The following is a 15101-nucleotide window of genomic DNA, read 5'->3' on the forward strand; positions in this document are numbered from 1 at the left end:
GGTGGCGTCAGGCTACGACTCAAGCCGCATCCCACGTGACGGCTGGCTCAGTCGTCCGTGACGGGACGGCGCCGGGGGCCGGGGCGCAGGCTGAACAGCAGCACGCCGGCGCCGATCAGCGCGAGCGGCCAGACCGGCCAGGCGAGCCCCTGCCAGGCCGCGACTTCCAGCTGCGTGGCCAGCCCCGCGAGGGCCAGCAGGGCCACGCCCGCCCAGCCCTCGTTGCGGCGGCGGGACTGGCGCCTCAGCCCGTTTTCCAGCTCGAGGATCTGGCGGCGTAGCGCGGCGTCGCGCTCGGCGCGCTGCTCTTCCACGGTCAGGGCCTTCTCCAGGTGTATCGGCAGTTCCGGCAGGTGCGCCAGCAGGCGCGGCAGGTGTTGCTGCGCGTTGCGGATGAACGCGCGCACACCCATGCGTTCGTGCATCCATTTCTCGATGAACGGCTTGGCGGTGGTCCACAGGTCCAGCTGGGGGTAGAGCTGGCGGCCCAGGCCCTCGATGTTCAGCAGGGTCTTCTGCAGCAGCACCAGCTGCGGCTGGACCTCCATGTTGAATCGCCGCGCGGTCTGGAACAGGCGCAGCAGGACCTGGCCGAAGGAGATCTCGTCCAGCGGACGCTGGAAGATCGGTTCGCACACGGTGCGGATCGCCGCCTCGAACTCGTCGACGCGGGTGTCCTTCGGGACCCATCCGGATTCCACGTGCAGTTCGGCCACGCGGCGGTAATCGCGGTTGAAGAAGGCATGGAAGTTCTCGGCCAGATAGCGTTGGTCGGAGTCCAGCAGCGAGCCGACGATGCCGAAGTCCACGGCCAGGTAGGTCGGGTCGTCCGGGTGGGTGGCATCGACGAAGATGTTGCCCGGGTGCATGTCGGCGTGGAAGAAGTTGTGCTGGAACACCTGGGTGAAGAAAATCTCCACCCCGCGTTCGGCCAGCAGCTTCAGGTCCACGTTGCGTTCGCGCAGGGCGGCCACATCGGCCACTGGGAGGCCACCAATGCGCTCCATCACCAGTACGCTGCGGCGGGTGTAATCCCAGATGATCTCCGGGATGTAGAGGAGGTGGCTGTCCTCGAAGTTGCGGTGGATCGCGGCGGCGTTCGCGCCCTCGCGGATCAGGTCCAGCTCGTCGGTGACGGTCTTTTCGTATTCGTCCACCACCTCGCGCGGGCGCAGGCGCTTGGCCTCGGACCAGTAGCGGTCCGCCAGGTCCGCGATCAGGTGCATCACCTCGAGATCCGCACGGATGGTCTTGAGGATGCCGGGGCGCACCACCTTCACGACCACCTCGCGCCCGTCCTGCAGCGTGGCCGCGTGCACCTGGGCGATGGAGGCCGAGGCGATTGGCGTGTCCTCGAAGGCGGCGAAGGCGATCTCGATCGGGCGTTCCAGCTCGGCCTCGATCACGGCGCGCGCCTGGTCGCTGGGGAACGGCGGTACCCGGTCCTGCAGGCGTGCGAGCTCGATCGCGATGTCGTCCGGCAGCAGGTCGCGCCGGGTGGAGAGCATCTGTCCGAACTTGATGAAGATCGGGCCCAGATCCTCCAGCGCGCGGCGGATGCGCTCGCCGCGCGTGCCTTCAGTGCGGCGGAACCAGTTCCAGGGCGCGAGATAGAGCAGGAAGCTGAGCGGGCGCAGCGGCTTCAGCGTGAACAGGATGACGTCCAGGCGATAGCGCACCAGGACCCGCGCAATGGTCCACAGCCGCAGGCCCCGGTACAGCGCGCGGCGCATCAGGCCTGCCGGTCGTCAGGTGCGGAGGCCGGTGCCTCCAGACGACGCAGCCGCGCATCCAGCCGGGCGACGTCGTCGCGCAGCGTGGCTACGTCTTCGGCGAAGGCCTCGAACGCACCGCCGGCCGGTAGCCATTCGAGCTCGTCGCGCAGGTAGTCGGCCGTGTCCTCGGCGGAGCGCCGGCCCAGGTGGCGCAGGCTGTCGCGCGCCTGGTCCAGCAGGTGGCGCAGCGGGCCGGCCGCGCCGGCGCCGGCAAAGCGCTCGAACAGGTCCTCCCAGTCGATCCCGGCGTCGCGCAGTGCGTGCTGGAGGTCGGAGAGCACGGTGGCATCGCCGGTGATGGTGAGCCCGGAGCGGTCGTCGCGCGCCATGGCGGCGGCCAGCGACAGCGGCGAACCCGACAGCTGTACATCCACCGGTCCCTCGACGCCGCCTGTAACCTGCAATCGATCCGCGGCCCCGACCAGCGACAGTGCGAGCCCCGGCGGCTCGATCGCAATCGCGATCGCACGCCCGGCCAGCCGCGCCCGGTCCTTCTTCGGGGCACTCGCCAGATGTTCGTTCAGCGTGGCCTCGATCAGGGCCGCGAACGGACTGGGCAGGGCGAAGGGTTCGGCCATGAAAATGCTACAGCTTGGTGCCGCGGTGCAGGGCGACGATGCCGCCGGTCAGGTTGTCGTATTCGACCCGTTCCAGTCCGGCGTCGCGCATCATGCCGGCCAGGGTTTCCTGGTCCGGGTGCATGCGGATGGATTCGGCCAGATAGCGGTAGCTGTCAGCGTCGTTCGCGACCAGCTTGCCCATCAGGGGGAGCATCTTGAACGAATAGACATCGTAGATCGGGCGCAGCGGCGCCATCGGTTGCGAGAACTCCAGCACCAGCACGCGCCCGCCCGGCTTGATCACCCGGCGCATCTCGGCCAGCGCGCGCTCCTTGCGGGTCACGTTGCGCAGGCCGAAGGCGATGGTCACGCGGTCGAAGTAGTCGTCCGGATAGGGGAGCTGTTCGGCGTCCGCCTGCACGAAGTCGAGGTTGCCCACATGGCCCTCGTCCAGCATGCGGTCGCGCCCGGCCTCCAGCATCGAGGCATTGATGTCGCAGACCACGATCTGCCCCTTCGGTCCGACCCGTGGGGCAAAGGCCCCGGCCAGGTCGCCGGTGCCGCCGGCCAGGTCCAGGATCTTCATGCCTGGGCGCACGCCCGTGCGCTCCAGGGTGTAGCGTTTCCAGATGCGATGGACGCCCATGGACATCAGGTCGTTCATCACGTCGTAGCGCGAGGCGACCGAATGGAACACCTCGCCGACCCGCGAGGCCTTCTCGGACTCGGGGACGCTCTGGTAGCCAAAGTGGGTCTTGCCGGATTCTTCTTTCATCAAGGTGCCGTTGTCAGTGCGTCTTGCGCTCGTGTCCGGCCTCTTTCAGCCGATCCAGGTAATCCTGCCACAGTCGCTCCTGGTTCGTGCCGAGTTCGTGCAGGTAGTCCCAGTCATAGATGCCGGTGTCGTGCCCGTCGGAGAACACGAGCTTCACCGCATAGTTTCCGACCGGCTCGATCCCGGTGATGTTCACGTCTTCCTTGCCGACCTGCAGCACCTCCTGGCCCTTGCCGTGCCCGCGCACCTCGGCCGAGGGCGAATACACGCGCAGGAACTCGCAGGGCAACTCGAAATGCGAGCCGTCCGAATACGTCAGCTCCAGGATGCGCGACTTCTGATGCAACTGGATATCGGTGGGTCGGTGCGTACTGCTCATGCGGCCTCCAGCATCCACGGTCCGGGATGGCCCCGGAAAGATCTTGCGCGACCGCCCAATAACGGCGGCCGCCAACGGACTGCGAGGATACCAGCCCTGCAGGCCAGCGTGGCATCTCCCCGCGCACCGCAGGTCTGCGGATCTTGACACCCTTTGGGTGGCGCGTCAGAGTCCGCAGCCTTATTCATGGAAAGGGAATGTCCATGACTTCGCCACGGATTGGCGTGCCCCCATCTCGTCAAGAGTCGGACGACGAATTCCTTGCGCCAGGTGCCTGGATAGGCCGCCGTGCTCTCCCGCGCCTTGCGGACGATTGCCGCGCAGAGTCGCAGGACCGCCGTTTTGCCTGGTGTTCAGCCCCAGGGTCTCCTGCTCGCATCCCCGAGGCCGCTTCTTTCCGGCCGTTCGGGAGGGTGGCCTCATGAGGTCTGCCCTGGTCACCGTTGTATTCGTGCTGGCCTGCCTGGGTGCGGTGTATACGTTGCTACCCGAGGTCCGGCATGGCGTGAACCTCTTCGCGGCCGAGTTCGTTCGGGGGTTCAAGCAAGGGTTTTCCTCGACCGCAGGTGGCGTCCCTCTTCCGGGGTGGTCTCCGGATCACTCGTCAGAGCTTTCATCCGAGGTTTCGACCGGGCGGAGTGGTTCGGAGCCGCGTTCCCTGGGCGATATCCGGGACCCGAGTATTCCGGCTGGTTCTGGCGCTGACGTTGACCTGAAGGGCTACGGCAACGTGCCGAACCTGCGCGTGGCCCTGGAGCGCGACGACAGCGGCCGTTTGCGCGAGCATGTCGAGGCCTTTCGAAACGAGACCGACGTGCAGGCGCGTGCCGCCCGCATGAACGCGTTGCTGTTTGAATGGGCCGGAGCCGCCGACGTCGATCCGGAAGACCGGGGGCCGAACATCGATGGCCGCAAGCTCGTCACCTTGGAGGCCTTCCTGGACAGGGGTTTCCGCCAGCAGGGCAGCCCCGACCCTCGCCCGGGAGGAGCATCGGAGTTGCACAAGGCCTTCGCGATCTTGAAAACGGCGATGTACGGCGAGCTCATGCGGCAGACGCACCTGGCGCCCTACTTCGATGGGATCACCTTTGCCCTGAACGCATCCGGTGCCGGCTTCGATTTTTCCGACACCACGAGCGCCCTGCAGGAAAGCTTCGAGCGAGACCCGGCTAGGGGGCTGACCGACCTGTTCGAATTCGAGCGGGCTGGCGGCGAGCGCCTGCGGGCGATGGGTTTTGACCCCTACCGCCTGATGCGTGACTGGCTGCTCGAGGCCGGGAGCGACCCAACTCTCCAGAGCGCGCTAGTGGCGCTGGGCTGGGACGGCGTGCGCATGGACGGACAGGGCACGGCCGCGCGCGAGATCGTGGTGGCGCATGAAGGTGACGCAACGCTGAAGGCCGGAGCCGGCGGTGACTGGTTGCTCGGGGGTGATCGCGACAATGTCCTGAAGCCCGGGCCCGGTGAAGATCTGTTGTACGGCGGCTCTGGCGAAAACATCTATCGCTTCGAAGTCGGTGCCGGCCATAACATCGTGGTCGAGATGCACGGAGACCGCAGCCGTAGCGTGCTCGAGCTGGGCCCGGACATCCGCCCCGAAGATCTCGATATCCACGCAGAAGACCACGAGCTGGTAATCGCCCACCGCAATGGCAAGGACAGCATCCGCATCCAGAACTGGTTTGGCGCCATCCATCCCGAGCGCCATCGTCTGTACGCCGTTCGACTTGCCGATGGGCAGAGCCTGGAGCTTCCCGAATGAACGCCACGCCAGGGCGTTCAGCGGCAACTTTGACAAGGCCGCCTGAAGCCGGCAGCCTTTAAAACCATCACTCATGGACAGGGAAAAGCCATGACCTCGCCACGGATCGGCGTAATGCCCAGAGTACCGCTTCGGTTTGTGCCGCATCGCGCTCCGATATTGTCGGCGTGGCGCACTCCCATGCGCTCCGGTGCACCGCTGGATTGGCTTCCGTTGCGTTTTAACCTAGCCGCGGATTTGCCCGGACTGGCTATTACCGCCCAAAGCCTTGGGAGGTCGCCATGGCGTGGCTGATTCCCTATGTGATCGCGTTCCTGACGGCCGTCGGGATCCTCTCCGAACGCCGCCGGGCAGCGTTCCGCGTGCGCATGATCTACGCGGTAGTGGTGCTGGCAGCGCCCCCGGCGCTGATGGCTATCGGGAAGGCCTTTTCCGGACCGGATTCCGCGGCGATCACCATTGCCGCGCTGATCCTGCTGGCCTTCGTGGTCGCGCCTTGGCTGATTGCCTGGCACTTCCTGCATCGCCATCCTCATCCCGGAACCGCCGACCCGGAGCCGAGGAGTTTCCGCCTTTCGGTCGGGGCTTGGCACCGGCACATCGTGTTCTTGGGCATCGTGGCCTTTGCTATCGTCGGCGTGATGCTGACCCACAACCCTATTACTCAATGGCTTCACGACTATGCAGGGACAGAGAGCCTTGATGGCAGCCTCCAAGACTCAACGGTTGGGATCCGCAAGGCCAACATCAATGGTGCGCCGATTGCGATTCCCTCAAATTATCTGGCCCTGGTCGGCATCGAATACAAGGACCAGAGCACCTGGGCGCCTCGTGACCCCGATACTCCCCGCCCGGACGAGCGGACGTTTGAGGACGATGCGCACGCCTTCTCGCTATACGTTCGCTGGCCGGACTTGGTGCCCAGAACTTCGGAGACACAGTCTAGTTATTGGACCAAGGACGAACCTGACGGGGACGTCTGGCTGTTAATCGGCGTGGTGGCGCTTTCCGGTTTTCTTCGCGATGGCCAGTTTTCGTATGAACTCCGCCGCGAGCATGGTGACTGGGCGCCCGTAGTCCAAGGGGTAATTGAGCGGCTCGACGAAGGTGAGCGCATAACCCGTGAGTGGGATGAGCAGAAAGGGCGTTACCGATATCTGAAAGACGTTCGGTACGAAATTAGAGGAATGGACCCCGCAACCGGGCTCCAATGGGCGGAGCCTGTGGGGCCTGGGACTGACAACTATGAATTATGGAATGAGACCCTTTACTGGAAGGGTGATCTCGATGGCGTCGTGACCGATTACTTCCGGTGCCAGACGGGCAATATGGTTAACCCTAGGTCCGTTCATAAGTGTCAATACAAGTTCACCATTCCTGAATGGGGGGTGCGTGTGGCATTTAGGTTTCCACGCGACAAGCTTCCCGAGTGGCGCAAAATGAAAAGCAGCGTGCGTGACCTTATTCTTGGATTTAAAGTAGACCCTTAATCTTTCAGTCTAGTAACTAGACCCTGCCAACAAGGAATGTGGCAAATGAGTAACGATGGCATTCATACTCCGATCACGCAGGACGAACTTGACCATGCCCGCAGCCTCTATGCGGGTGGCCAGCTCGCTGAGATGTACGATTATCTTTCTTCCTTTGGGGATAGGTATTCCATATTGGCCAATGGAGTTGTCGAGGGGGGTACATTGTCTGGTCAGGCCGCTTTGACCTTCATGGAGAAGGCAGCGGAAGACGAGGGTGTAGTTTTTGGAGGATATGAGCTTGACTTAATTCGCAGCGACATGGCGGATGAATATCTCATAACGCTCCAAGGGATTCTGGATTCATCAGACCAAGGCATCATCGAGCGCGAGATAAATCCTAGCGAGGCGCACGCTTTCCACAGTAAGGTCTTTGAAAGGAATGGTCTGGGCGCGGATGCATGGACGCTTCATATACCCTTCTCTCTTATGAGCGAGGACCAGAGAGAGGGTATGTGGCAAGCGGTTCTAGAGTCAACAGATCACTTTGGGAGGGAAGCAGCCCTTACGGTTGCTTTAGGCGCATGGATGGTTAATGCGCGGATTGGAACAGACGCCGCAGATGTCGAGAATATTAATGATTGGTGGGGAAGATTCCTAGAGGCCGAGGTGATAGCGGTGTTGGCTCTCACAGCAAGGGATCAGGGGTTGGAAGAAAGTCGTACATGGGGGAGCGATTTCCTGGAGGAAATGGGAGGGCCGGCCGGGATTTGGGAATCAGCGTGGGATTACTGGACCGGTGGTGGCTTCATTGGCGACATACGGGACTTCTTCAACCGCGGCGAGTCCCACGCCTCACCCATCATTCTGGATCTGGACGGCAACGGTATTTCCACGGTCGGTCTGGAGGCCGGCGTACAGTTCGACCACAACGGCGACGGGTTTGCGCAGGCCACCGGCTGGGTGGGGCCTGCGGATGCGCTGCTGGCGATGGATCTGACCGGGAACGAGGAGATCGAGACTGGCAGCGAGCTGTTCGGCAACGCCAGCGAGATCGAGGATGGCGTGACCGCCATGAACGGCTTCGAGGCGCTGGCCATTCACGACACCAACGGCAACGGCCGTATCGACCCGGGCGACGAGGCCTGGGGCGACCTGCGTCTGTGGCAGGACGTCAATGGTAACGGCGTGGTGGACGAGGGCGAGCTGCTGACCCTCGATGAAGTCGGTATCGGCTCCATTGACCTGGGCTACTCGGACTCCACCTACGTGGACGAGCATGGCAACGAGCACCGCCAGATCGGCCGGTTCGAGTGGGCCGACGGCCGCGAGGGTGAAGCGACGGACGTGTGGTTCATCCAGGACACCGCGCAGACCGAGGCGCGCGAGCGCCTGGACGTGCCGGAGGACATCGCCGTGCTGCCGGATCTGATGGGTTACGGCGAGGTGCATGATCTGCATCAGGCGCTGGTGCGGGACGACAGCGGGCAACTGCGCGAGCAGGTCGAGGCCTTTATGGCCGAGACGGACGTGAAGGCTCGTGAAGCCCGTATGGAGAAACTGCTGTACGAGTGGGCGGGCGTCAGTGACGTGGACCCGGAGGGCCGGGGCCGTCATATCGATGGGCGCAAGGTCGCGACGCTGGAGGCGTTCCTGGGGCGGGAGTTCCGCCAGCACGGCAGCCCGGACCCAAGGGTCATGGCCTCGGGCGAGCTGCGCGCCGGCTTCGACATTCTGCAGACGACCATGTACGGGCAGATGATGCGCCAGACCCATCTGGCGCCCTATCTGGAAGGGATGGACCTGGTCTTCGATGAAGACGGTATCCGCATCGACTTCGCGGGCACCACGGAGGCGCTGCAGCAGCAGTTCGATGCCGATCCGGCCCGTGGCGTGGCGGACCTTCTGGAACTGCAGCGCGCGACCGGCGAACAGCTCTCGCCCATGGGCTTCGACAGCCATGGCGTGCTGCGCGACTGGCTCGCGACGTCGGGCGACGACCCGGCGGTATTGGACGCCCTGGCCGACTTCGGCTGGGACGGGGTGCGCGCCGACGGTGAAGGTACGGCCGCCTCCGAGATCGTGTTTGGGGGCAACGACGGTGCGGAGCTTACCGCCGGTTCCGGCGGCGACTGGCTGCTGGGCGGTGATGGCGATGACGTGCTGCAGGCCGGCTCGGGCAACGACATCCTGTATGGCGGTGCCGGCAACAACACCTACCGTTTCGATGTCGGCCAGGGCCACAACACGATTATCGAGATGCACGGCGACAGCGGCCACAGCGTGCTGGAGTTCGGCCCGGAGATTCGCGCCGGCGATCTGGACATCCGCGCCGAGGGCAGTTCGCTGGTACTGGCGCACAGCAACGGTCGCGACAGCATCACCATCGACAACTGGTTTGGCAGCGCGGATACGGAGCGCCACCGCATCAACACCCTGCGCTTCGCGGACGGCCACAGCTTCGACCTGTCCCTGCTACAGCTCGGCTCGACCGCGGGTGACGAGCTGACCGCCGGGGCGGAGAACGCGATCCTGGTGGGCAACGAGGGTGCGAACACGCTGACCGGCGGTTCCGGCGACAACTGGTTGCATGGCGGCCGGGATGCCGACATGCTGGTGGGTGGCGAAGGCGACAACCTGTTCGTGGTCCGGCACCGGGATGATCAGGTGATCGCGGAATCGGCGGATGGCATCAACACCGTGCAGTCGCATGTGTCGTTCACCCTGTCCGACAACCTCCACAACCTGACGCTGCTGGGCCGAAGCGGGATCAGCGCCACCGGCAACGAACTGGATAACGTCCTGATCGGGAACTCCGGCAGCAACCGGCTCGACGGGGTGGCCGGCGCCAATACCATGATCGGGGGCCGCGGCAACAACACCTACGTGGTGCACAGCACCGACGACGTCGTGATCGAGCAGCCGGGCGAGGGGAACGACACGGTCGAGTCCCACATCGACTACGTTCTGCCCGAGAACGTGGAGAACCTGCACCTGCAGGGCAGCGAGGATCTTGATGGAACGGGTAACGAGCTGAACAACGAGCTCATCGGCAACACCGGCGACAATGTGCTGCACGGTGTGGCGGGCAACAACTACATCGATGGCCGTGGCGGCGCCAACATCATGATTGGCGGCGCGGGCGACGATACCTACGTGGTGCGCAGCGACGAGGACGTGGTGATCGAACAGCCCGGCGAGGGCAACGACACCGTGCACTCGTACATCGACTATGTCCTGCCGGAGAACGTGAACAACCTGACCCTGATGGGCAGCGCGGATCTCGAGGGCACGGGCAATATGCTGGACAACGTGATCATCGGCAATACGGGCGACAACGTCTTGCACGGGGTGGAGGGCGACAACTACATCGATGGCCGCGCCGGTGCCAACATCATGATCGGCGGCGCGGGCGACGACATCTACGTGGTCAACAGCGAGGACGACGTGGTGATCGAGCAGCCCGGAGAGGGCCACGACACCATCCGTTCCTCGGTCACCTACGCCCTGCCCGACAACGTGGAGGACCTGATCCTCACCGGCTCGGCCGACATCGACGGGACCGGCAACGAGCTGGACAATTACATCCAGGGCAACAACGGCGACAACGTCCTCAACGGCGTGTCCGGCGCGAACGTGATGGCCGGTGGCCGCGGTGACAATACCTACATCCTCAACAGCGAGGAGGACGTGGTCATCGAGAAGCCGAACCAGGGCACGGACACGGTGATCAGCCCGTTCGACTACACCCTGCCGGACAACGTGGAGAACCTGACGCTGGTCGGCGACGCCCGGGTGGGGCGCGGTAATGACGAGGACAACATCATCATCGGAACCGAGCGCCCCAATCACCTTTACGGCGTCAGCGGCAACAACGTGCTGGTGGGTGGCGGGCGCTCCGCCAACTTCCTGTACGGGGGAGACGGGGACAACACCTACGTGGTCAGCAACCCGGGCACGAAGGTGATCGCGCAGGAAGGTGGTGGCACGGATACCGTGAAGGCGGAGACCCACTTCCGGCTGCCCGATCACGTGGAGAACCTTACCCTGACCGGGGGCGGTGACTATTGGGGCCGGGGCAACGAGCTCGACAACACCCTGATCGGCAACGACGGCGACAATGTCCTGCGCGGCGAGGGTGGTGACAACTTCATCCACGGCGGTCGCGGTAGCAATGTCCTGTACGGTGGCGCGGGCAGCGATACCTATTTCTTCGAGCGCGGAGACGGGCACGACCGGATCGTCGAGCGCGCCCGCGACCCGGGGGAGGACACCCTGCTCCTGGGCGAGGATATCGCGGCGGACCAGCTCTGGTTCAGCCAGGACCGCCGTGACCTGGAGATCGAGATCATCGGCACCGACGACCGCATTACGGTCGATGACTGGTTTGGTCGGCACGGCGAAACCCTGGACCGGGTAGAGCTCTCGAACGGCGAGATCCTCGCGGCATCCGAGGTCAACCAACTGGTCCAGGCCATGGCCGCATTCGACCCGCCGAGTGCGGACGAGACCCGCATCCCCGAGGCGTACCGGGAGCAGCTCCAGCCCGTGGTCGCATCCGCGTGGCAGTGAAGCGGTAGCCACCCGCGGGGCCGGTCCTTCGCGGCCGCCCCGCTTTTCCAGTTCAACTCCGGCGGCCCGCTTAAGCGGGCCGCCGGTGTCTGCATGTCCCCGGCACGGATGTCGGTGACGGATCAAGCGAGGCAGCATGGATTCGCCAGGGAAGGCCGGCCCGGAGTCGCACGACGAGAACGGGGCCCTCGACACAGGACTGACCGCGCTGGCGATGCTGGCGCAGTATCACGGGGTGCCGGCCAACCCGGCGCAGCTGCGCCATGAGTTTGCCCCGGATGGTCAGCCATTCGATTTCGATCGCATCCTGCACGGTGCGCGGCATTTGGGGCTCAAGGCCAAACGCGTCCGGACGAAACGGGCGCGGCTTGAGCACACGCCGCTGCCCGCGATCGCGCAGGCTACCGACGGGCGCTTTTTCGTGTTGGCGCGCGTCGGCGAGCAGGGCGTATTGGTGCAGCACCCTGGCCGGGGACAGGCGGAGCGAATGTCCTGGGAGGCGCTAGAAGAGCTGTGGTCCGGCGAGCTGGTCCTGCTCACCTCCCGTGCCTCGCTCAGGGCGGAACTGGGCAAGTTCGATTTCACCTGGTTCGTCCCGGCGCTGGTCAAGCACCGTAAGCTGCTGGGCGAGGTGATGCTCGCCTCGTTTTTCCTCCAGATATTTGCCCTGGTCACGCCGCTGTTCTTCCAGGTGGTGATGGACAAGGTATTGGTCCATCGCAGCCTGACCACGCTGGATGTGCTGGCGATCGGTCTGCTGGCCGTGATGGTCTTCGAGGTGGTGCTGTCCGGGTTGCGCAGTTATATCCTGGCGCACACCGCCAGCCGGATCGATGTCGAGCTCGGGGCGAGCCTGTTTCGCCACCTGATCCACCTGCCCATGGGCTACTTCGAGTCGCGTCGGGTCGGCGACTCGGTGGCCCGTGTGCGGGAGCTCGAGAACATCCGCGAGTTCCTGACCGGCAATGCGCTGACGCTGGTGCTGGACCTGTTGTTCTCGGTCGTCTTCATCGCCGTGATGCTGCTCTACAGCGGGTGGCTGACGCTGATCGTGATCGCCTCGCTCCCGCTGTACGTGCTGATCTCGGTACTGATCACGCCACCACTGCGGGCGCGCCTGCACGAGAAGTTCAACCGCGGTGCCGAGAACCAGGCCTTCCTGGTCGAGAGCATCAACGGCATCGACACCCTCAAGACCATGGCGGTGGAGCCGCAGACAACCAAGAAATGGGACGAGCAGCTGGCGGGCTATGTCTCGGCCGGGCTGCACACCACACGTCTGTCGACCATCGCCCGCGAACTGATCTCGCTGGTGGGCAAGCTGGTCACGGTGGGTACGCTGTGGCTCGGGGCCCGCCTGGTCATCGAGGGGGGCCTGACCGTCGGCCAGCTGATCGCCTTCAACATGCTGGCGGCCCGCGTGGCGCAGCCCATCATGCGGCTGGCCAACATGTGGACCGATTTCCAGCAGGTGGGGATCTCCATGCAGCGTCTTGGCGACATCCTTAACGCGCCGACCGAGTCCTCGTTCGCCAACCGGAGCAACCTGCCGCGTCTGGAGGGGCGGATCGAGTTCGATCAGGTGCATTTCCGCTACCGGCCCGACGGCCCCGAGGTCCTGCGCGGACTCAGCCTGGAGATCCCGCCCGGCCAGGTGCTGGGCGTGGTGGGCCGCTCGGGCTCGGGCAAGAGCACGCTGGCCAAATTAATGGCGCGAATGTACGTCCCCGAGCGTGGGCGCGTGCTGGTGGACGGGACCGACCTGGCGGTGGCCGAGATCAGCTCGCTGCGCCGGCAGATCGGGGTCGTGCAGCAGGAGAACATGCTCTTCAATCGCTCGATCCGCGAAAACATCGCCCTGGCCAGTCCGGGCGCATCGCTGGAGCAGGTGATGACCGCCGCCCGTCAGGCAGGCGCGCATGACTTCATCCTGGAAACGCCCGAAGGGTACGACACGACCGTGGGTGAACACGGCTCCAGCCTCTCCGGCGGACAGCGCCAGCGCATCGCGATTGCCCGGGCGCTGATGAACGACCCCCGCATCCTGATCTTCGACGAGGCCACGAGCGCGCTGGACTACGAGTCGGAGCGGATCATCCAGCAGAACATGCAGCACATTGCGCGCGGGCGTACGGTCATCATCATTGCCCATCGCCTGAGCGCGGTACGCCGCAGCGACCGCATCATTGCCATGGAGCACGGCCAGATCATCGAGTCCGGGAGCCATGACGAACTGGCGGGGCGCGAGGGTGGCTTTTATGCGGGCCTGCTGCGCATGCAGCGGGAGTGAGGGACAGCATGGGCATGCTGCGCAAGGCCTGGGGTGAGCTGGGCGGACGCTATCGACGGGTATTCGCCCGCGCCTGGGCGCGTCGGCGGGAGATGGACCCGCCGCGCCGCCAGACACACGAGCATGAATTCATGCCCGCGGCCCTCTCCCTGCAGGAGACGCCCGTGCATCCACTGCCCCGGGTGATTGTCGGCGCCATCCTGTTGCTGGCGGTACTCGCGCTGATCTGGGCGACCCTGGGGCGCATGGACATCGTGGCGGTTGCCGAGGGCCGAGTGGTACCGGATGGACGTACCCAGACGATCCAGGCTACCGAGACGGCCAGCGTGCATGCCATCCACGTGCGCGACGGCCAGCGCGTGAAGGCGGGAGAGATCCTGGTCGAGCTGGATCCGACCCTGCCCGGGGCCGATCTGGAGCGCCTGGGCGTTGAGTATCGTTCCACGCGACTCACCGCCGCGCGGTCGGAGGCCTTTCTCGAAGCCCTGGAGGAGGAGGAAGGAATCCCGCTTCTCAACACCGGCTACCCCGTCCCGGAAGACGCAAGGCGGCTCGAGGAGCGGGTGCTGATGGGGCATGTTTACCACTACCGTGCACGCATCCAGCAACTCAAGGCGGAAACGGCCCGGCGTCAGCAGGAGGTGGAGGCGACCCGGGCGATGGTGATCAGCCTGGAAAACACCCTGCCCATCATCCGCCGTCGCAGCGAGGATTTTCGCCAGTTATCCGACCAGGGGTTGGCTGCGGCGCACGAGCAACTGGAGCTGGAACAGAACTACATCGAGACGACGCACCAACTGATCGCCCAGCGCGCGCGCCTGGCCGAGGCGGAAGCGGCGCTGCACGAAGTCCGGGAACAACGCGAGGCGTTGCGCGCGGAGAGTCGGCGCGAGGCGCTGGACATCCTGCACCGGGCGCGTTCGGACGCCGAGTCATTGCGCCAGGACCTGATCAAGGCGCGGCGCCTGGACGAACTGACCCGCCTGCGGGCCCCCGTGGATGGCACGGTCGAGCAACTGGCCGTGCACACGGTGGGTGGGGTCGTGGAGCCGGCCCGTCCGTTGATGGTCGTGGTTCCCGAGGACGGGGCCGTCGAAGTCGAGGCCACCCTGCCCAACAAGGACATCGGCTTTGTCCGGGCTGGCCAGGAGGCCGAGGTCAAGCTGCAGACGTTCCCCTATACCAAGTACGGCACCATCGACGGTGTGGTGACGGACGTCTCGCAGGATGCGGTGCAGGACGAGCAACAGGGACTGGTCTTTGTGGTGCGTGTCCGCCTGGAGCAGAACACCGTGGATGTCCATGGCGAGGCGGTGCGCATCGCACCGGGCATGATGGCGACAGTCGAGATCAAGATCGGCTACCGCCGGATCATCGAGTACTTCCTCGCGCCTTTGCTACGCGCCGCCAACGAGAGCCTGGGGGAGCGCTAGGCGATAGGGCGGCATCGCATGATGTAAACGTTCGTGTTGGAGTCGGTCTGCGTACTGACCGGACACGGTTAGTGATCTGTCACCGC

Annotated in this window: 9 protein-coding genes; 5 read left to right on the plus strand and 4 right to left on the minus strand. The window is 64.8% G+C overall.

Going from position 1 to position 15101, the window contains the following annotated elements; all coding sequences use genetic code 11:
* Nucleotides 1-47: 47 nt before the first annotated feature.
* Genes ubiB through G315_RS0107850 form a run of 4 tightly spaced genes read right to left on the minus strand, consistent with a single transcriptional unit; the run spans nt 48 to nt 3489 of the window.
* Entirely contained in the window at nt 48-1733 is a 1686-nt protein-coding gene (ubiB, locus tag G315_RS0107835; RefSeq protein WP_018145028.1) for a ubiquinone biosynthesis regulatory protein kinase UbiB, read from the minus strand.
* On the minus strand, nt 1733-2353 hold the full coding sequence (locus G315_RS0107840; RefSeq protein ID WP_019612254.1) for an SCP2 domain-containing protein: 621 nt from the start codon (nt 2351-2353) through the stop codon (nt 1733-1735). Before G315_RS0107840 ends, ubiB begins: the two co-directional genes overlap by 1 nt.
* A 7-nt stretch (nt 2354-2360) precedes the next feature.
* On the minus strand, nt 2361-3110 hold the full coding sequence (gene ubiE / locus G315_RS0107845) for a bifunctional demethylmenaquinone methyltransferase/2-methoxy-6-polyprenyl-1,4-benzoquinol methylase UbiE (protein WP_018168865.1): 750 nt from the start codon (nt 3108-3110) through the stop codon (nt 2361-2363).
* A 13-nt stretch (nt 3111-3123) separates the two neighbouring features.
* Nucleotides 3124-3489: a gamma-butyrobetaine hydroxylase-like domain-containing protein gene (locus tag G315_RS0107850; protein ID WP_018145031.1), complete on the minus strand. Its 366-nt coding sequence runs from the start codon at nt 3487-3489 to the stop codon at nt 3124-3126.
* A gap of 421 nt (nt 3490-3910) precedes the next feature.
* On the opposite strand from G315_RS0107850, the gene G315_RS0107855 reads away from it, so the two are divergent.
* The 5 genes from G315_RS0107855 to G315_RS0107875 all read left to right on the plus strand — a co-directional run bounded on the left by G315_RS0107855 (nt 3911) and on the right by G315_RS0107875 (nt 15015).
* Nucleotides 3911-5251, plus strand: coding sequence for a calcium-binding protein (locus G315_RS0107855; protein ID WP_026338844.1), 1341 nt, complete (start codon nt 3911-3913; stop codon nt 5249-5251).
* 281 nt (nt 5252-5532) lie between these two features.
* Nucleotides 5533-6741, plus strand: a complete 1209-nt coding sequence (locus tag G315_RS0107860; RefSeq protein ID WP_019612256.1) for a hypothetical protein — start codon at nt 5533-5535, stop codon at nt 6739-6741.
* A gap of 729 nt (nt 6742-7470) precedes the next feature.
* Nucleotides 7471-11292, plus strand: a complete 3822-nt coding sequence (locus G315_RS0107865) for a calcium-binding protein (protein WP_020722866.1) — start codon at nt 7471-7473, stop codon at nt 11290-11292.
* A gap of 136 nt (nt 11293-11428) precedes the next feature.
* A complete protein-coding gene (locus tag G315_RS0107870; RefSeq protein WP_019612257.1) occupies nt 11429-13582 on the plus strand; it encodes a type I secretion system permease/ATPase in 2154 nt (717 codons plus the stop codon).
* An 8-nt stretch (nt 13583-13590) separates the two neighbouring features.
* On the plus strand, nt 13591-15015 hold the full coding sequence (locus G315_RS0107875) for an HlyD family type I secretion periplasmic adaptor subunit (protein WP_019612258.1): 1425 nt from the start codon (nt 13591-13593) through the stop codon (nt 15013-15015).
* Nucleotides 15016-15101 lie beyond the last annotated feature (86 nt).

This window comes from Thioalkalivibrio sp. AKL7, from assembly GCF_000381705.1.
Lineage (GTDB): Bacteria > Pseudomonadota > Gammaproteobacteria > Ectothiorhodospirales > Ectothiorhodospiraceae > Thioalkalivibrio > Thioalkalivibrio versutus.